This window comes from Streptomyces changchenzhani, from assembly GCF_039766235.1.
Classification (GTDB): Bacteria; Actinomycetota; Actinomycetes; order Streptomycetales; family Streptomycetaceae; genus Streptomyces.
Genome location: NZ_JBDHNH010000003.1, coordinates 637361 through 655103, shown reverse-complemented (window position 1 = coordinate 655103; position 17743 = coordinate 637361). Strand labels below are relative to the sequence as shown.

Annotated in this window: 16 protein-coding genes; 5 read left to right on the top strand and 11 right to left on the bottom strand. The window is 70.5% G+C overall.

The window, feature by feature from the left end; genetic code table 11:
- Positions 1 to 150 precede the first annotated feature (150 nt).
- The 8 genes from ABCR94_RS14155 to ABCR94_RS14120 form a co-directional block, all read right to left on the bottom strand.
- On the bottom strand, positions 151 to 888 hold the full coding sequence (locus ABCR94_RS14155) for a hypothetical protein (protein ID WP_347119599.1): 738 nt from the start codon (positions 886 to 888) through the stop codon (positions 151 to 153).
- Entirely contained in the window at positions 885 to 1514 is a 630-nt protein-coding gene (locus tag ABCR94_RS14150) for a hypothetical protein (RefSeq protein ID WP_347119598.1), read from the bottom strand. The genes ABCR94_RS14155 and ABCR94_RS14150 overlap by 4 nt, the downstream gene beginning before the upstream one ends.
- Before the next feature lie 68 nt (positions 1515 to 1582).
- Positions 1583 to 1864: a hypothetical protein gene (locus tag ABCR94_RS14145; RefSeq protein WP_347119597.1), complete on the bottom strand. Its 282-nt coding sequence runs from the start codon at positions 1862 to 1864 to the stop codon at positions 1583 to 1585.
- Between the two features lie 464 nt (positions 1865 to 2328).
- Positions 2329 to 2871 (bottom strand): hypothetical protein, encoded by a 543-nt coding sequence (locus ABCR94_RS14140; RefSeq protein WP_347119596.1) that lies wholly within the window; start codon positions 2869 to 2871, stop codon positions 2329 to 2331.
- A gap of 236 nt (positions 2872 to 3107) precedes the next feature.
- A complete protein-coding gene (locus ABCR94_RS14135) occupies positions 3108 to 3536 on the bottom strand; it encodes a DUF6300 family protein (protein WP_347119595.1) in 429 nt (142 codons plus the stop codon).
- 92 nt (positions 3537 to 3628) lie between these two features.
- On the bottom strand, positions 3629 to 4261 hold the full coding sequence (locus ABCR94_RS14130; protein ID WP_347119594.1) for a helix-turn-helix domain-containing protein: 633 nt from the start codon (positions 4259 to 4261) through the stop codon (positions 3629 to 3631).
- 86 nt (positions 4262 to 4347) lie between these two features.
- Positions 4348 to 4923 (bottom strand): P-loop NTPase family protein, encoded by a 576-nt coding sequence (locus ABCR94_RS14125; RefSeq protein WP_347119593.1) that lies wholly within the window; start codon positions 4921 to 4923, stop codon positions 4348 to 4350.
- 408 nt (positions 4924 to 5331) lie between these two features.
- A complete protein-coding gene (locus ABCR94_RS14120; protein WP_347119592.1) occupies positions 5332 to 6513 on the bottom strand; it encodes a hypothetical protein in 1182 nt (393 codons plus the stop codon).
- A gap of 605 nt (positions 6514 to 7118) precedes the next feature.
- Between ABCR94_RS14120 and ABCR94_RS14115 the strand changes: the two genes are divergently transcribed.
- The 4 genes from ABCR94_RS14115 to ABCR94_RS14100 all read left to right on the top strand — a co-directional run bounded on the left by ABCR94_RS14115 (position 7119) and on the right by ABCR94_RS14100 (position 10836).
- On the top strand, positions 7119 to 8015 hold the full coding sequence (locus ABCR94_RS14115) for an ATP-dependent DNA ligase (protein ID WP_347119591.1): 897 nt from the start codon (positions 7119 to 7121) through the stop codon (positions 8013 to 8015).
- A 387-nt stretch (positions 8016 to 8402) separates the two neighbouring features.
- A complete protein-coding gene (locus ABCR94_RS14110; protein WP_347119590.1) occupies positions 8403 to 9722 on the top strand; it encodes an NsdA family TPR-like regulatory protein in 1320 nt (439 codons plus the stop codon).
- Positions 9719 to 10294 carry a GNAT family N-acetyltransferase gene (locus ABCR94_RS14105; RefSeq protein WP_347119589.1) on the top strand — a complete coding sequence of 192 codons (576 nt, stop codon included), beginning with the start codon at positions 9719 to 9721 and terminating at the stop codon, positions 10292 to 10294. The genes ABCR94_RS14110 and ABCR94_RS14105 overlap by 4 nt, the downstream gene beginning before the upstream one ends.
- Complete coding sequence (locus ABCR94_RS14100; RefSeq protein WP_347119588.1) at positions 10291 to 10836, top strand: flavoprotein; 546 nt, start codon at positions 10291 to 10293, stop codon at positions 10834 to 10836. Before ABCR94_RS14105 ends, ABCR94_RS14100 begins: the two co-directional genes overlap by 4 nt.
- A 47-nt stretch (positions 10837 to 10883) precedes the next feature.
- Here ABCR94_RS14100 and ABCR94_RS14095 read toward each other — a convergent pair whose 3' ends face one another.
- On the bottom strand, positions 10884 to 12368 hold the full coding sequence (locus ABCR94_RS14095) for a hypothetical protein (protein ID WP_347119587.1): 1485 nt from the start codon (positions 12366 to 12368) through the stop codon (positions 10884 to 10886).
- An 846-nt stretch (positions 12369 to 13214) separates the two neighbouring features.
- Between ABCR94_RS14095 and ABCR94_RS14090 the strand changes: the two genes are divergently transcribed.
- Entirely contained in the window at positions 13215 to 13676 is a 462-nt protein-coding gene (locus ABCR94_RS14090; protein WP_347119586.1) for a hypothetical protein, read from the top strand.
- A gap of 81 nt (positions 13677 to 13757) precedes the next feature.
- Here ABCR94_RS14090 and ABCR94_RS14085 read toward each other — a convergent pair whose 3' ends face one another.
- Together ABCR94_RS14085 and ABCR94_RS14080 are read right to left on the bottom strand one after the other, a co-directional pair.
- Positions 13758 to 14132 carry a DUF192 domain-containing protein gene (locus tag ABCR94_RS14085; RefSeq protein ID WP_347119585.1) on the bottom strand — a complete coding sequence of 125 codons (375 nt, stop codon included), beginning with the start codon at positions 14130 to 14132 and terminating at the stop codon, positions 13758 to 13760.
- A 30-nt stretch (positions 14133 to 14162) separates the two neighbouring features.
- A complete protein-coding gene (locus ABCR94_RS14080) occupies positions 14163 to 17738 on the bottom strand; it encodes a LysM peptidoglycan-binding domain-containing protein (protein ID WP_347119584.1) in 3576 nt (1191 codons plus the stop codon).
- Positions 17739 to 17743 lie beyond the last annotated feature (5 nt).

Genomic DNA, 17743 nt, shown 5'->3' with positions numbered 1-17743 from the left:
GCGTGCGCTGCGGCAGCGTCCCGGCTGCTGGCGCAGCGACTTCGCTGTCCGTTCCGCGAGGCGGGCCCGCGCCGGTCCGGCCTTCCGGGTCGCGCGCACGCGGACGCCCCACGGAGGGCTGGTCCGTGGGGCGTCCGGGCGGTGCGCCGGTCAGCTCTGCTGCATGGCCTTGAGGTCGCCCAGGCTCAGCTCGTTCGTGCCGCGATCGGCCGCGCTGCTCTGTGTCCAGTTGAGGATCGCGGGATGTGCATCCTCACGCGAGTACGAAGTGCCGACGGCCGTGTTCTGGCCGTCGGTCTCGGCGAGCTGGGTGAGGTAGGCGGCCAGGGCGTGCGGTCCTCCGCCGCTATAGCCGAGGCTGTACCCGCGCCCCTCACGCTGCGGAAGGATCGACAAGTCCCCCTTCTCCGTCCGCGCCCAGAACAGGCTGCGCCCGGTGTGGAAACGGCTGAAGACGTCGTCAGGGCGCAGGGCCAGCGGAGCGAACGTCTTGTAGCTCCACTCGTCCGTGCCACCCTCGCCCCGGTGCTTGAAGTGCTTGCCGACGACGGGCAGCCCAAACTCAGGGTCGTAGAAGGTCCGGCGGCACACGCAGCCCGATCCGGAGACCGCCGACGGACTGCCGGCGTCCTCCGTAACGCACGGATCGAACAGGGCCGGGATCTTCGTCGGCTCCACCAGCGTGCAGTGCAACGCGTTCGGCTCGCACCGCACCAGCCTGCCCAGCCACTCCTGGAAGTGCGGTGTCACGGTCTGCTGCGACTCGACGCCCACCTCAGCGTTCAGCGACGACGAAGCCACACCAAGGCGCGCCTCGGTGTAGAGGACGAAGTGCATGAAGCCATTCGTCGGATCGGTCAGGTTCAGGTCGACTGGCTCGTAGGTCAACGTGGCACTCCAATGCGGGCTGTACCGGCGGGTGGCGGGTCAGGAGACGCGGTGTTCGGGGCGCAGGGTGAGGCCGCGGTCGAAGAACTGCGCGGTGTCGTCCGGCCCGAGCCCGAGGGCGCGGGCAACGGCGGGGCCTTCGTCGTCGCGGACGAAGGCCAGCAGGATCTTGCGGCTGGCGGGGTCGGCCATGGTCCGGCGGGCGGCTTCGACGGTGTGGGCGACACAGCCCGTGGTGCCGTCTTCGACGATGTCCCGGCGCGCGTGGTGTCGTCCCAGACGTTGAGCTGGAGGTTGGCGCCCTCGGTGGAGCAGTCCTCCTTGGAGTCCGCGCCCAGGACGCAGCGCCCGAGCAGCGCGGCGTGGGCGTGGCGCTGGAGGTAGACGGCCGTGCCCAGGAGCCGGTCGATTTCCTTCTCCGTGTTCTCGCGTGCCTTCTCGGGGCTGACGAGCGAGGTCTTCGGGTCGTGGGGCTGTACCCGGATCTTCAGCGCGGACAGGCTGCGGGCGAGGTCGTCGGCGACGCTGAGCAGGCCCACCAGGTTCACGTCGCCGCGCTGGCGGGGCGGGGGCAGTTCGTCGGGGTAGCTCTCCAGCGGTTCCAGGGGTTCGTGCAGGTCGGTCAAGGTTCCTCCCGTGCCGGGTGCCATCGCCCCCGATTCTCAGTCCGGTCCGCCGGCCCTCGCGGGTGAAGTCACCAATCGGCCATGCGCTGGCCGGTTGGCGACCTCTCAGCGGTTGGGCCCGCTCCCCTGCCCTGGTCCGGCTGCGCCGTGGGGTGCCGCTGCTGCTGACTGCCCGGATCGGCGGCCGGCGCAGGCTCCTTCGCCTGGTCCACCCGCTGCGCCTGCTCTTCGACCATGCGGCCGCGAGCCTCCGCTGCCCGGGTGTGCGCGGCGATCCGGGCGAGGTTCTGCGGCGAGGTGATCCACGTCTCGGGGTCCGTCGTGCGGCCTTCGAGGTACTCCTGGGGCATCGCGGCCTGCTTCGGCTGCGGGCAGGCGGACCCACCAGGCGTAGTACGGCGTTTCGTCGTCGTAGGAGTCGTAGTCGACACAGTGCTCGTACACGCAGGCCAGCGACGGGGCCAGCTCTGTCATCGCCTCCCGGGTGCGCTCGTCCAGGTCCGGATCCTCGCCCGCGAGCTGCGATGGGTCTTGGACCTCCAGGCGCCACACCACCCACTCGAAGTCCTTGAAGTCCGTCACGCGCCCGGTGTGACCCTTGCTGTGCCCGGCCAACGTCCCGCTCCCCTGCTTCGCCCTGCTCCGACAGTCCAGTACATCAAGGCCCATGGGGTGGGCGAGAACGTTCGCAGACACCCGGCCCGGACGAGCGACGCACAGGGTCGGCTGAACCCGAGTTCAGTCTGCGTCAGGGTCGTGTCCGAGGCTCTGCGCCGGCCGGCTTCATGCGTCCGGATCGAGTCAGAAGTGCTGCCTACCGGTAGGGGCTCCAGCGGCCGAAGCGGGCCATCAGCTTTCGTGCGGCGTCCTCGTTCAGTCCGAGGGCGGTAGCGGCCTGTCCGGGGGTTGCATCCTGGCGGGCGTCGTGGGCCGGCCAGTACGCGACCTCCACGGCGGTCACCTCCAGCAGGCGGGCCGCCCGCAGGGCCGCCAGCGGCGAGGTCTTCGCCAACTTCTCAATTTCTTCCTGGAGCTGAGTCAGCAGAGAGGTGACCGTCTCCGGCAGAGGGATGGCCGACTGCCCCACCTCGACGGTGTGCGCGTCCCAGTCCAGCGTGCACGTGCTCGCCGTACCTCCGCCCGCGTCGGTCAGGTCCCGGTCACCGATCGCCTCCCAGTCCAGCGTCCGCTCGGGGCCCATCCAGCCACAGGAACACACGGCGCGCAGAGTGGCAGCCCGCGGCCCGTGAAAGTCACGGCCGTCATAGACGCTCCACTCCGACACCGACTGCCCGCCCCCACCGGAACTCATCGCGAAGAAGACCGGAGGCGGGACAGCGCCATCGCTCAGGAGCACGCCGACCGCTCCCTCGTGAGAAGCACCGAACTCCTCCGAAGTCCACGTCTCCCGCTCACCCGTACCCATGGCCACCCCTACGTTCGCCCGCTCCCCAGCACCCCGGAACAGGGGCGCTCTGCACTGGGAACGACAATGCCGCAGCCAGGGCGAGCCGCACTACCGGAATCACCAAAGAGCGGGGCATGGAACAAGCCTCCAAGGCTGTTGACCCCGGAGGCTTCGCCGTCCCTGCTTCAGCCTTGTCCGCGCGGTACGAGGCTGAGGGGCGCCGGTGGGCTGGGCGGTGCATCGGGCTGCGGGGTGCGGGCCCAGCCCTGGGCGTGCATGGTCTCGGTCTCCCAGTCCTCGAACAGGCTGGGCAGTTTCTTCGGATCGCGGTCCGCATCGCGGTACCAGTGGATGAACGCGCGGGCGGCGGGACGATGGGCGTCGCAGGCCGGGCAGAGCTCCATCCACTCGCCGGTCATCAAGGGGCCGTGCCAGTGCAGCAGGACGTCGCCATCGCACCGGGAGCAGGGCCGGGCCGGCTGCTTGTCTTCGTCTCGGACAGGGTGCAGCCGGGCGAGTTCTTCGTCGCCGACGTTGTCGAGGCTGCCATCAAGGTTGCCGATACGGCAGAACGCACCGTCGGGGCGCACCACGTAGCGCCAGGTGAACGACATACCAGCCCCCCTTTCGGGGTGGAGCGTGATGCAGACGGCCACGATCCGCCCGAGTAGTGATCAGCGTCAAGAGGCCGGTCGTACCCGGTTAGTCAGTGGGACAAGGGACCGGGGAGGACGTCGGGGTCCGTTCCGGTCGGCTGGTCGGCTTGGGCGAGGAGCCGTTCCCATGTGCGGGTGGATCCGCCGTGCTGGGTGGCGAGGCTCGCCGCGAGCCGGGTGCGGGGGGTGTCTTCCGTGGTGCTGAGTGCTGCGGCGGCGGTGTGCAGGCGGGGATCGCCTTCGTAGGCGTGGGCTTTGCGAGGCCCGTTGCTGCCTGAGGGGCGCCCGCCCCCCTTTCCTTGGCGGGGAGGTGTGTTGCGGCGCTCCTCGATGTCGCGGCGGGTCCAGAGCCGGAGGCTGTAGACGGTCGTGCCTGCCGGCAGGTAGCCCTGGGTCGCGTAGGCGCGGACGGTGCTCGCCGTGACGCCGAGCAGGGCGGCGGCTTCCTCGTCATTGAGGAGGTCGTCGGGATGTTCTCCGGTGGGCAGGGCGGGGACTGGCCGGCCTTCAATGTGGGCCTGGGCCTGGGCCTGGTCGTAGATCAGGACGCGGCTGTTGGGAAAGAGGGCGGGCACGCGCTGGCGGAAGGCGGGGGCGTCGCGCCGCCGCCAGGTGGCGGTGGGTACGCCGACCTGCCGGGCGATGTCGGATTCGTTGATCACGGGGCGGCCGCGGGGAATCACGGAAGGGATCCTTCGGAGTCTTCGTCGGGGGCGGGCTACGCTGGTGGGGCTTCCTTGGCCGGCGGTGACGTCGGCGTGGATGCTGGTTAAGGGCCGGTGGTGTGCCGGGCCGCTTCTCGCAAGCGGCTCTCCGCCGGCCCTTTCGCTGTCTGCCTTTTCCAACGGGCGACCTCGCGGGGGCTGCGGAGCCTGACGACCTCGACGCCCAGGCCGGCCGTCTCGGCGACCTGCCGGGCGTAGCGGGGACGATTGGCCCGGTACTTGCGGATCGCGGTGCGCAGCAGAGATCGGCGGGCGAAGAAGGCCGCGGACCACGTCAGGCGCCTGGCCTGCATGCTGTCCTCCCGGCCTGTGAGCTGGCGCAGACTGCGCCGGACGATTCGGTACAGGATCAGGGGCAGCGGGAAGTCGAGCCAGATCAGCGTGTCGGCCCGGTGCCAGACGACGTCGGCGAGCTTGGAGAAGTTTCCCTCAACGATCCATCCGTCGGTGCGGGTGATCTCTCCTGCCTGCCGGCGGAACTCCTTCAGCGGCAGCGGCCCGTCCGGGGTGAACAGAAGGTCGTCGAGGTCGGTGTGGGGCTGGTCCAGTTCTGTCGAAAGCCACCGGGCCAGGGTGGTCTTCCCCGTGGCGGGTGCTCCGAACAGGGCGACCTTGTGCATGTGTGCCTCTTTCTCACAGAGAGCCGACAGGTGAAACTTTACAGCACTTAGGACCGCCATTCGCCCATGGGATCCATGGGCGACGGAGCAGGTTCCGGTGCCTGTGCCGCCGCAGGCGGCTCCTTGGCCCCGCAGGGGCAGGCCCGCGCCCGAAGGGCGCTTCAAGGGGCCGGGCGCGCAGCGCCTGCCCGAAGGGCAGAAAAAAGCCGCCCGTGGCCGAAGGCCACTCAGGGGGCGGCGTTTTCCGCTGGTCCGCCCCGTGCCCGAAGGGCGCTTCAAGGGGCGGACGTCAGCCGCTTGCGGCTGTCCTTTCGCCGCGTCCCGCCCCCCTCATGATCATCACGAGGGGGGCGGGACGGGTGAGGCGGCTGAGGGCCGGACCCGATGACCGGGCCCGGCCCTGCGGCTCTACAGGCGCGGGAACAGCGCCCGCGCCGCCTGCGGGTGACGGTGCAGCATCCGCAGGAAGTCGCCTTGGAACGCCGCTCGCCCGGCAATCTCGGCGGGGCTCATGTCGCCCACCCCCTTCTTCGTCTTGACGATCACTCCGTCCATGATGCTGATTCCCGCGCCCCCCAGGTCGGAGAAAACGTTGATACGCAGGTGCAGGAACACCTGCCCGTCCTGCTCGGCGATCGTCACCGCGTAGGCAAGGTCGGCCAGCGGATAGACGAATGTGGTCCGCGACCGCCCGACCGGCTCCGACAGAAGCTCGGGGCGCAAGCCCCGGAGGTAGTGCGCGAGCGCCGCCCGGGTCGCCGCCCGCAGCGGTACGTCAATGTGCTGCGGGTCGAACTCCCGGACGGTGGGACGCCGCCACACTCCCGCCGTGCCGGTAGTGCAGACGCGCATGATCTCGTCGTACATCCTCCGCAGCTTGCGGTGGATGTACGCCAGATCGGCGGGCAGGTCCGGGCTGGCCAGGCTCTCCCACCCCTGCGGAAGCCGAAACTGCGCTGTCGCGGTGGCCGTGTGGGTGGAGAACGCCTGTACGGGCTCCAGCACCCGCAGCGCGTCGCCGTCCACAATGTCCGCGCTGATCAGTGCACCCAGAACGGATGCCTCCTCAACGATGCGCCGGGACCGGACGGTAGAGAGCCGCCCCGCCCGCACGGCCCGCGCCTCGACTGCCGCGCGCTCCGCCTGGGTGCGTCCCACGAGGTGGGCGTGAAACCGCTTCTCGCCCTGGATGGACTCGCGGTCAACGGTGTGCGGGTCATAGCTCCACGAGACGACCGGGCTCAGCTCATAGGCGCGGCAGTGCTCCGCGAACCGGGCCGCGATGACTCCCAGCGCCCTGCCGAACTCCGGCGAGTGGTCGTGCAGCCCCGGCAGGGACGTGACCCCGGCGGACATCAGCATCAGCTCATACAGAGCGTGCGGCGAACGCTTGTCGGTCAGGGCGTACGCCTCGTCGGCCGACATGTTGATGTGTGCGTGGACGTTGGTCCACCCGTAGACGTCGTGAACGGTGGCCATGCGCTGAACGGCGTTCACGTACCCCGGGAATCCCTTCGCCGGAAGCGAGTCCACCACTCGAATGTCCCTGCGCCGGTTCTCCAGAGCTGCCGGAAGCAACTGACGGATCATTTGGTTTCCTTCCCTCGATGCTGGTTGCCGGTCGGGGTATGCCGCCCCTTCCGACAGGTATTACTTTACAGCACCTCGGCTCATTTTTCTATGCAAAACCCAGGTCAGAGCGCGCTTACCGGGGGACGCGGTGGGGGGTGGCGGCAGCGGGTCACAGCAAAGGGCGCGGATGGCTGGCCCGGTGCGCGCAGCTTGCTGCGCAGGGCCAGCCACCAGGCCGGTGAACGCGCCGAAGGCGCCCGGCCTGGCGTCCCGCGCTTGCGCGGGATGGTCTGGCGGTGAACGCGCCGAAGGCGCCCGCCAGACCACCCTGGAGGGCCGCCAGGCCATCCAGGGCGTCCCCGCCCGACCTGTGACCCGCTGCCGCCACCCCCCACCGCGCCTAGAGCGCTGCGCCCCTTCCGGCGGTCGGCGCAGTCAGACCGCTCCGCCTGCGCTGCGCGCGCAACAGGGGCTGCTCCCTGGAAAATCCAATCGCCCGGAGAGGCGGAAAGCTCGCCACAGCCCCGGAGCAAGGTTCGGGCAAGCAGGTATGGAGAGTGAATGCGCGCCCTGGCGACGGTGCGCCGTCGCCGGGTGCTGCTGAGTGCAGGCACGGTGACGAAATGAGCCCCCCTTCGGTCTTTCGTTTTCCGCTGCCGGTCCCGGTGGAGGTGATGCGGCCTGTGGCGGTCTCCGCCGTTCCCGGCCTCGGAGAGCGGGCCGCAAGCTGGCAACACTCGATCAAGCTCGACGGCTGGCGCACTGTGGCCCTGCGCTACCCGGACCGCCTGGTGCTTCAGTCGCGGGCCGGCACTGTCATCACCGAGCGCTTCCCCGAAGCCGCGGCCGCACTGCGCGAGGCGCTCGCCCCCGGAACGGTCCTGGACGGGGAAATCTGTGCTTTCCATCCCGACGGGCGGCTCGACTTCGCCGCCCTGCAACGCACCCCCGCCCACCGGGCCGCAGCCCAGATCGCCGTCCAGTTCGTCGCCTTCGACGTCCTCTGCACGAAGGGACAGGATCTGCGCGCGCTGCCGCTGAGCGAGAGATGGCCGGCCCTCACCACGGCCCTGGACAGCTCACCGCTGACTCCGGTGCTGGCCACCAGCGACCGGGAGACCGCGCTTGGCTGGGCGCGGGACCTGGCACCCCTCAACGTGGAAGGGATCGTGTCCCGCCGCTGGGACTCCCCGTACAGGCCAGCGTTGAAGCGGGCCTGGGTCAAGCACCGCAGCGCCGACACCCAAGACGCCCGCATCCTCGCCGTCCTCGGGCCACCACGCCGCCCACGAGCGGTCCGGATCCTTCTCGAGGGTCGGCCCCGCGTCACCTCACCACGCCTGACCACGGTGCAGGCCTCCGAGATCGCCCGGGCCGTTGCCGGGCACCTCTCCCCCGCACAGACCGACCCCGACGGACAGCTCGTCCACGAGGTCCTCACCGACCTGATCGCCGAAGTACGCACCACCACCGGACGCCACGCCACCACCCGGTTCATCCGCCTGCGCCCCAACCACTGACCAACGCCCGGACTCACCACACCTCACCGCCCCGGAGACTTCGCAGATCGGTGGCGCGTCTGCCGTACGCACCACTCACCATGGGGACGCGAACTCACCACGCCACTCACCACGCCTGGTCAGGCGGCCTGCTACATGCCACCGGCCCGGTGGGGCTGGAGCGAGCGCGCCCTCGAAGAGCGCGTGATCCGGGCGGCCAACTGGGGGACTGCGGCCGATGACGCGCACGGAGTCGTTCGTGTGGCTCCCGGTGGCAGCCGCGGCGGACCGATGAAAGAACGATGCAAGTCGGCCCCGGCCGGGTGATACGGGCCCAAGGCGGGGGCATGGGAAGAGTGGGAGCGGTACGGTCGCCGCACCCCTTCCGACGCGCGGACCGGAGCCGGTATGGCCGACCACCGCAAGCCCCACCCCAACACCCGGCTGCGCTCCGTGCGTGAGCTCGAATTCCAGATGAGCCGCGGCGAGTTCGCCAAGAAGGTCAACACGGTCGGCCACGAGATGGGCGAGAACGTCGCCTGCGGATCACGTCTGGTGGCGGACTGGGAGGACGGGAAAGTCGTCTGTCCGCGCGCCGTGTACCAGCGCATCCTGACCAGGATGACCAAGGGGCGGAGCATGACCGATCTCGGCTTCCGCCTGCCTGCCCCGGCGCTGTCCGCACTGCCAGCCGCCGGACCGCACAGGTCGGAGGAGGATTCGGTGGACCGGCGCGCCTTCCTGCTCGACAGTGCGGGCGTTGTCCTGGGGCTACCGCTCGGAGTGCAGGAGCAGGTGCCGGGAAAAATCGGCGCCAGCGAGGTGCGCGCCGTCACCCGGGCCGTGACCACGCTGTACGCGCACGACCACAACCACGGCTCGGCGCCGCTGCGCCACGCCGCGTCCGAGGCGCTGCACACCGCCTACCGGTGGCTGCAGTCCGGTACGTACACCAGCCGCACCGAGGCCAAGCTCCGCTCGGCAACCGGAGCGCTGTCGATCGCGGCAGGATGGCTCAGCTACGACAGCGGCCGTACTGCGGACGCCCATTCGCTCTACGGCGAGGCCCTGGCCGCCGCGAGGATCGCGAACGACCCCGAGCTTGAGGCCCACGCGTTCGGCTGCCTCTCCCTGCTGGCCAAGGCATCGGGGCGCCCGCGCGAGGCGATCTCCGCCGCGCAGGGCGCGCAGGCCGTCGCCCGCCCCCTCGGCTCACCGCGGTTGCTCTCCCTGTTCAACATGCGCGAGGCCGGCGGATGGGCCCTGACGGGCGATACCAGAGCCACCGATGAGGCGATCGTCCGCGCCCACACCCTCTACGCCAAGGGTCCCTCCGGCAACGATCCGCTGTGGCTGGACTTCTATGCGCCCGGCGAGCTCGCGGGCCTGGAATGCCTCGCGCGCGCGGACCTCGGACAGCACGAACGCGCCGCCGCAGGCGCCGAACAGGCCGTTCTCCTGCACGGGAACGCCTTCGCCAGAAACAGGGCCCTGTACACGGCCGACGTCGCCATCCAACATGCCGTGAGGGACCGACCCGAACCAGAAGCAGCCGCCGAAGCAGCGGGCCGGGTCCTCGCGTTCCTCCCCGAGGTGCGCTCCGACCGGCTGCTGCAGTCGCTGCACAACGTCGCCGGCGCACTCCAGCGGCACACCCGCGTCCCCGCGGTCGCCCACTGGATCGAGGAGTACCGCACCACCACCGCCACCGGAGGAGGACGGGCGTGACCCCCAGTACCCGCACCGACATCGTGATCCGTACGTACGGCCCCGGCCAGGTCCCGCCCCTGCTCGGCGCGATCGCCGACATCTGGGCCGACGCGCACCCCGAACTCGTCAACACTCCGGGCGCCTCCACCGACGGACTGTCCGCCGCAGCGCTGCGCCGCCAGATCACCGGCCACCTCAAGCACGAAGGCTTCACCCTGGTCGCGGCCTACGCGAGCGGCTCCATGCTCGGCTTCGGCTACGCCTTCCCGTGCAGCGCGGCGTACTGGTACGGCGCGCTCCTCCCTGAGATCCCCGAGCACATCCGGGCGGGGCGGCTCATGGGCCTGTGCGAGCTCGCCGTCACCCCGGCCCGGCAGTCCCAGGGCATCGGCTCCCGCCTCCACGCCGAACTCCTCAAGGCCATCGACCCGGACTACGCCTCGCTGCTCGTCCGACCGGACAACACCGCCGGCCACAGCCTGTACGACCGACTCGGCTACCACCGCGCCGGGCCCTACCGCAACGAACCCGGCGGCCCCGTCTTCGACCTGCTGCTCCTGCAAGTCGGCAGCGAGAACGGCCCGCGGTGACCGCACGCACCCTGTATCTGATCGCATGCGCCGCCCCGCCCGCACGTCACATCGACGTCCCCATCCGCGCCGCCCAGACGGCAGGTTGGGACGTCTGCCTGGTGCTGACGCCTTCCGCCCACCGGTGGGCCACCGAGGATGCCGAGGGAGAGATCGAGGCCCTGACGGAGCTCACCGGCCACCCCATCCACTACCAGTACAAGCTGCCCTCACAGGACGACGTCCTGCCCGTACCGGATGCCATCCTCGTTGCCCCGCTGAGCTGCAACAGCCTCAACAAATGGGCCGCCGGGATCTCCGACACCCTCGCCCTTGGCCTGGTAACCGAGGCGCTCGGCCTGCACATTCCCACCGTCGCCCTGCCGCACTGGAACAACGCCCAGGACGCGCACCCCGCCACCACCCGCAGCGTCGAAACGCTCCGGACCGCCGGCGTCACCGTGCTGCTCGGTGACGGTGCCTTCGTGCCGCACAAACCCAAGCACGGCAGCCCGGACGCCTACCCGTGGGCCCTCGCCTTGGACGCCCTGCCCAAGCCCTGACAGCCCTCCCAGTCTGTGCGCGGCTCTCGACTCCCGGCCGGGGCGGGTCAGCGGCGGCGCAGCCGGTCCAGCCACCTCCGAACTTGCGGGCGCCGTACGCCGGGTGACGGCGGTGGCGCAACGGCTGGCGGGTGGGATGGCGGTGGCGGGAAGGGGATGCCGCCGTTCTGCCGCCCAGGTGGGGGTCCGCTGGGCTGAGGGGGCTGGGCGGTCGCCGGCGGACCGTGCTGCGTTGAGGGGGTGGAGTCTGCGACGGTCCTGGGCGGTGCCGGCTCCTTCACGTTGTCCGGCGTCGGCGCGACGGTGCTGCCCTGCTCATGTACGGGTTCGGACCGGTCTGGGTCCCCATCGTCGCCTTCGCGCGCGTGCGTAGACACTGGTGTCGAGTCGAGGTCGGCCGGCTGTCGCCGGGCTGGGAGCGAGGTGCTGTCCCGCGGTGGCGGGTCGGTGGCTGTGGCGGGGGCCGGTGCGAGATCCGGGACATCGGCAGGATCGCGGTCGAGTGGTCGTGTGGGTACCTGCCCGCTGGAGGGCACGGTCACGGGTCCCGCCGAGGGCGGGCGCCGGCGTGGCGTCGGCAAAACGGACGGGGTCTCGCTGACATCCCAGCGTTCCGCCTGCCAGGGCTCCTTGACCCACAGCTGCAACTCGATCCAGCCCCGTTCACCGGCCTTGGCCAGGTCCGCGGGAAAGAGCGTCCAGTAGCCGTAGCCGAGGAACTGCCCAGAGCGGCTGGCGACGGCGATCCACTCCGGATTCTTGCAGCGCAGCGCGACCTGCAACTTGATACGCCGGCCGTCGACCGTCACCGGGTTGCGCGCCACGTACTTCACCACGTAGCTCTCGCCCGTCTTGCCGGCCACGGCGTCGGTCGTGCTCGCGGGCCCCCAGACAGCGTGCGGGATCTGCCGGGCCGATCCGTCGATGAGCGCCTGGGCCAGCTGGTCAACGCGACCGCGCCCGAAGCAGAACTCGTCCCACGGGATGTTCTGCTGCCCGCCCGGGGCGACGGCCGCGAACTCGGCCACCGCCTCCGGGTCGTGGGCGAAGTCCTCCAGGAGCTGCAGGATCCGGCGTGCGGAGGCGATCGCAGGCCCGCGCAGCTTGCTCGTGGGGCGCGTCCCGCTGCCCCCACCGCCCCACGGCGGTCGCGCCGGGCCGGACGGTCCTTTGGTGGCGCCGCGTGTGCCGGGCCGCTCCAGGGGCGGGCACTTCAGGCGCCATTGGCCGTCCCGACGGATCACCGTTCCCTGGGATGTGTCAACGAGGTGCTTGCCGCGCCGCTTCAGGTCGTACGTGCATGTCGGGGCGTGGTCGCGGCCCGGCAGCTTGAAGTAATGGGAGGAGCGGGAGTCCGGATCGTCAGCGTTGGATGACCGTGCCGACACAGGGATGCCGCACCCCTTGCACTTCAGGGGCGGTACGTACGGAGAGTGCGGCCTGACATCGATCGCGTGCCGGTCGTAGGTGTTCCCGAGATCGTCCACGATGTACGGGATCCGCATCCCTTGCTTCTTCTTCGGCTTCGCCAAGAATCTCTCCCCCACCCGTGGTGACAACGGTGCCCCACTTGATCCTCCACCACCAGGCGCAGCGCTCCGGTCGACTTGGTGGGGTTCCTTGGCCGAGACGCCGGAAGATCGAAGGCCGCGCGGCGGTGTGCCCGCGCGGCTCGCACATACGGGTGGTGCCGAAGCGGGCCACTGAGCCAGCAGGCACCCTGTGCCCCCGTCGCTGGAAGCACGGCGACGGGGACGTCGGCCACCAACCAGCGGCGCCCGGGGCACGTGACGGCGGCCGTGGCAAAGTCCAGACGTGCGGCCAGCCGAGTCCAGGCTGATGGCCACCGTTTCTGATGGCCACCCACCGAGACCTCCACCGGCCACCCACCTGGGCGTCTCAGTGGCCGTTGACAGCACGAGCCGCAGCACCGAGCAGACGCGCCGCTGCGGCAGCCAGCGGCAGGAGGCCGGCAGCCGAAGGCGGAGGCAAAGAGGACCAGAGGCACGTATGACGAGGGCGAGTGGACGCGGTACGCCGGAGCCGACTGGGCGTCCAGAGAACGATCCTCTTCCTCCGACTACGCGGAGAAGAGGTGTCGGCGAACCTGAAGGGCTTGCCGAAGGGTCCTGACCAGGCAAAACGAGCAAGATCACGAAAAGGGGGTTCCTACCCTCGGTGCAACCCCCGGTAGACCGCTGGACCCCAGGGTTCAGCCACCCCTCCAGCCCCCCATGGGCGCAACTGTGCCTCGCAGGGCCAGCTGTTACCGCCCGGCCGTTCGAGAAGATCGCGATCCGGTGACCGGATCCTGTCTCAGCCCTCTGACGCCCCAAGGTGTACGCGTATCCCAACCAGGCTCGGCTCGTTGGCCGAGCGTGGACGATAAGAGCGCAGAGCCATCGGTGCTCATGCTGGCCGAGGGCCTACTGCGGGCAGAGTTTCAACGCCAGGCGATGGCAGACCCGCAGCAGGCACTGGAGACCGTGAACCGGCTCGTGCTGGGGATGCATTCCGTGTCGGCGTCGACGCTCGACACAGCGCTCAAGGCGGGCGTGAGCTGGCACGAGGTCGGGCGCGCGCATGCCGCGCTGGAAGGCGCCGGCATTCTCCTGCGGCAGGCGGCAGCACTGCTCCTGGGACTGCCGGCCGCCGATCGTGCCGCTGAACAAGAGATGCTCGCTCAGGCTCTCGGGGAGGAGACCCGGGAGACAGACGACGCGGCCCCGGACCTCGAACCCCCACGCGGCCAGCACCCGGACGAAGACGCCTGGGCGGCGGCCGTGCGGCGATTCCAGCAACACACCAAGCCAAGAGCCCGGCCAATGGAGGCGCGCTAACGTGCCCCCTCATTTTCGGTCGGAAATCCCCGCGAGTAACAACCTCGGCGGAGGAACACCGGCTCAAGACGCGGCCGACAGTCAAGCAGCAGCGGTCGGCTCCTGCTCGACGGACAGCGTCACGCCGCGTGTAATGCCCCAGCGGGCCAGCGTGCCGGCCTCAGCCTCGACGACGTGGCGTGCCCGCCAGCGAGGCGCTCCGATGCGGTTGGGCTTCATGGTGCGGACGTCCATGACGCGCAGCTGCTTATCGAGGTAGGCGACGTCGATGGCGAAACGCATCCGCAGCGTGTGAATGCTGCTGGAGGGCGTGAGCAGGATCGCGCCGTCGATGCCGTCGCGGGCGAGCAGCCCGCGGGTGCGTGCCTTGGGTGATGCGGCGATCTCGATGGGTACGTCGCAGTCGGGGGTGCGCAATCGGGCCAGGCCGTCGCGCAGCTGCGGGGATGTCGGCATACGCGTCTCCTCTGGAGGGGTGCTCGAGTGTCAGCGAGTGGTGAGAGGCCGGGGTAGCAGGTTGCGCAGGAGCTCCGCCGTCTCGGCGTCCATGTCGACGCCGCCGCCGAGCTGTTCGTTGATCTTCGTCAGGGTGGCGGCGGCTTGGCGGAGGGCTTCGATATCGCCGGCGGTGTGGTGGGCGAGGAAAATCTGGCGGTGCAGTGTCTCGTTCTCCTCGGCGGCGAGCAGGCCCCGGCGGGCTGCCCACAGGGCGCTGGGGATGTCTCCTGCTTCGCGGCGGCGGGTGGACAGTTCGTACGCTACGTGCGCGATCGCCGAGACCATCTCCTCGATGGCGGGCTCGGCCCAGGCGTAGCGGCCGGGGTCGATTCCGGTGAAGGGGCGGCCGCGGACCAGGGCGAGCGCGCGGCGCAGCGCGAGGTCGCCGTCTTCTGTGTGGTCGGCCAGTCCCTTGCGGGTGTGTTTTTGGAAGCGGGTCCAGTCGCAGGCGGCGTGGGGTCCGAGGCGGTAGCGGTTGTCGCCGGTGTCGTGGACGCGCGGGACGTGCGGTTTGCCGTCGGCGTCCGTGCCGAGCCAGGATCGTGTGCGGGAGATGAGCTCGTTGCGCCTGCCCTTGGTGCCGTCGCGTCCGGGCCACAGCGCGTCGTCGATGGCGTGGTGGTCGACGCCCGGGTTGAGGGCGAGGAAGGCGACCAGCTCGGTGCCGATGCGCTTGCGGCTGGAATCGATGCGGCCGGTGGTTCCGGTGAGGTTGATGGGGCCGAGCAGCAGCACGTCCAGCCCATGGCCCGCGTCCGGGTCCTCTGTCTGCGGGGCCGGGGTGGGCGATGTGGTCGTGGCGGCTGGCGCTGGGATGGTGACGTGGACGGCCCTGGGTGTTGCGCAGGGGGTGGTCAGCGCCGTGGGAAGGTCGGCGGGTCCGGTACGGGGCTGGTTCTCGACAGCGTCGTCTTCTTCGGCGAGGACGTCGGCGAGCGAGAGACCGGCGGGCCCCTCCCCCTGGCCGTCGTCGACGTCGTCGGCCGGGTCCTTCTCCAGGGTCAGGTGGTGGGCTGTGCCCAGGCCGGCATCGTCGGGCTGGGGTGCTCGCGTGGCGGGGCCAGCTGAGGGAGCGGGCTCCTCGTCGTCGTTGAGGGCTTCCTCTTCGGTGGCGTATTCGGCGGGCAGACCGTCCTCGCCCAGAGCCTCATCGTCGCCGTCTTCGCCTTCATCGGGGTCGCCTTCATCGGGGCCGGCCCGGACCCAGTCGGGTGCCGGAACATCGGCGTCACTGCCGGCGAGTGTGAGCAGCTCGATGGCGTCGGCGAAGTGCTCGTCGCTCAGTCCCTGGAGATGGATGGGCAGGTTCGAGCCGGGAAGCACGATGGTCTCGTCCGGGCTCTGGCAACTGAGCGTCCAGGCGTCGGCTGCGGTGTCGGTGGAGTTGGTACCGGTGGTGATGACCGCGGCCGCCGTGTGGGGCTGCTCGGTGAGAGCGTTGAAGAGCCGGTCGGTGTCGGCTCCGTCGGGCAGGTTCTGGGCAAGGACGATGTGCGGGGTCCAGGCCCCTTGGGCGTCGTCGGACAGCCGGGCGGCCCGCAGCGAGTCGGTGCCGATGCTGGCGAGGGTGCGGCGCTGGTCGGCAGTGTGAGCTTCTACGGCGTCGGCGGCGTCGGCGAGGTTTTCCGTCCGGGCGACACGTTCGGGGGCGGCTTCTTCGAGGCCGGGCGCCGCGTCGGCCAGGGCGGCGACTTCCAGGTGCCCCAGCGGGGTGTTGGCGAGTTCGACGGCGATGGCCTGCAGAACGTGGCGCGCGAAGTCGTCGTCACCGGCGAGTTGGAGGATCCCGACGTGCTCGAGGTCGGCCAGGACGAGGTGTCCCTTGTCGTCCCAGCCGATCGAGACGAGCGCCGGGTAGGGGGCGTCCGCGTCCTTGAGGGTCTCTTCGTCGGCCAGATCGGGGCTGCTGGCCGAACAGGTCCACAGGTCGCGGCGTCCGGCCGCGGCGGCGAACGGCTTCATGGGTGCGGGTGCGGTATCCCGGTCGAGGTGGAGCTCGATACGTGACTCGTGCAGGACAACTGCCTCGATCACGGGCAACTCTCGGCCGGCGGCGGTCAGGTTCAGGGCGAGGGTGCGCAGCGTGGTGTCCAGCAGGTCGAAGCCGGTGGGGTGCTGGGCGGCGCGCAGGCCTTGCTCGGTCGCCGCCGCGCGGCCCTTGGGCATCGGGATGCGACGGCCCGGGCGAAGGCGGCGCTGTTGCAGGCGGCGGCGCACCGCCAGAGTGCCGACCAGGGCGGCGGCCAGAGCGCCTGCGCCCATCCATACGGCTGCCGGCGCGAGCGCGTGCTCGTCCTTTTGTGATTGAGCGGCTGGGGCGACGGCGCTGGGTGTGTCCGTTGACGGCTGGGTCGTGCGGCTGGGGGACGGGGTCGGCGCTGTGGTGGCCGCCTCGGGTGCCGGCTGCTGCGCGTCGCCTTGGTGCCCGTCCTCGGCCCGGTTCGGTGCTTTGTCCTTGGTCGTGCTGTCGGGCTTGTTCTCCGGCGTTTGGTCGCCGGTGGCCAGCGGGTTTTCGGTATGGGAGTCGGCTGGCGGCTCGGGCTGCGCGTCCGGCTGGGGCAGGTCGAGTTCCTGGCCGGGGTAGATCAGGTTCGGGTTGTCGAAGGTGTCGCCGCCGGGCTGGGCTTCGCCCTTGTTGGTCTCATAGATCTGGGCCCAGTCGGTGGGCTCGCCGTACTGGTCGGCGATCTTCCAGAGGCTGTCGCCCTCCTGGACGGTGACACTCGCGGGGCGCTGCGCGTCACTCTCGGCCGGGACGGTGGTGTTGTCGGTACGGTCGGCGGCCTGCTCGGTCTGCTGCTTCGGGGCTTGTGCCGTGGGGCCGGTGTCAGCGGCCGGGGCCTTGGCAGCGGGGGGCTCGGGGGCCGGGGCGGTGGGTGTGGGGCGGGTGGCGAGGGCGACAGGCCGCGCGTCGGCTGGCAACTTGATGACCGCGCCCTTGGGCAGGTAGCCGTCACCGGCGGCCAGTTCGGGGCTGTCGGGGTTGAGGGCCGCGATGTCCCTCCATCGCTGCCCGTTGCCGAGGTACTCCTCCGCCAGGTCCCACGGCGACTCGGTAGGCGTGGAGACCGTGTGCGTGAGCCCGTCGGTGCCCTTCATCGCGGACTTCGCCGAACCGGTGCTGGCAGATGTGGGGGTGGTGTCCCCGGTGGTGTGCACGGCAGTCGCTGCAACCGCAGGTGTCAAGGAGGCCGCCGACGCCGCGGTGGGGGCGAGCAGAACAATGCCGCCGATCAGGAAGCTGGCGAGGGATTGCAGGCCGCCCAGGCCCTTGATGCTGGGGGCGGAGCGGCGGCGCAGTACGGCCACTATCTCCACCAGGACGGAGAACGTGAACGCCATCCAGCCGACCCAGCCGATGCAGGTGATCACGGTCAGGAACAGCGTTCCGTCGTCCTGGCGCATCAGCAGGTCCAGGCCGCCGGACAGCTCGGTCGGCTGATGGCCCACCTTCAGGAGCAGGTAGGGCACGCCGGCGACCAGCGCGGCCAGGAGGGCGAGGCCGATCAGAGCGCGCAGCAGGGAGCCGATGAAGCGCAGGGGGGCGGGGGTGCGGTGGGCCATGGTGC

Excerpts from the sequence above, each read along its gene's own strand:
- ABCR94_RS14080 (WP_347119584.1), bottom strand. The coding sequence starts at position 17,738 with ATGGCCCACCGCACCCCCGCCCCCCTGCGCTTCATCGGCTCCCTGCTG.
- ABCR94_RS14085 (WP_347119585.1), bottom strand. The coding sequence starts at position 14,132 with ATGCCGACATCCCCGCAGCTGCGCGACGGCCTGGCCCGATTGCGCACC.
- ABCR94_RS14135 (WP_347119595.1), bottom strand. The coding sequence starts at position 3,536 with ATGTCGTTCACCTGGCGCTACGTGGTGCGCCCCGACGGTGCGTTCTGC.
- ABCR94_RS14110 (WP_347119590.1), top strand. The coding sequence starts at position 8,403 with ATGGCCGACCACCGCAAGCCCCACCCCAACACCCGGCTGCGCTCCGTG.
- ABCR94_RS14125 (WP_347119593.1), bottom strand. The coding sequence starts at position 4,923 with ATGCACAAGGTCGCCCTGTTCGGAGCACCCGCCACGGGGAAGACCACC.
- ABCR94_RS14115 (WP_347119591.1), top strand. The coding sequence starts at position 7,119 with ATGAGCCCCCCTTCGGTCTTTCGTTTTCCGCTGCCGGTCCCGGTGGAG.
- ABCR94_RS14120 (WP_347119592.1), bottom strand. The coding sequence starts at position 6,513 with ATGATCCGTCAGTTGCTTCCGGCAGCTCTGGAGAACCGGCGCAGGGAC.
- ABCR94_RS14145 (WP_347119597.1), bottom strand. The coding sequence starts at position 1,864 with ATGCCCCAGGAGTACCTCGAAGGCCGCACGACGGACCCCGAGACGTGG.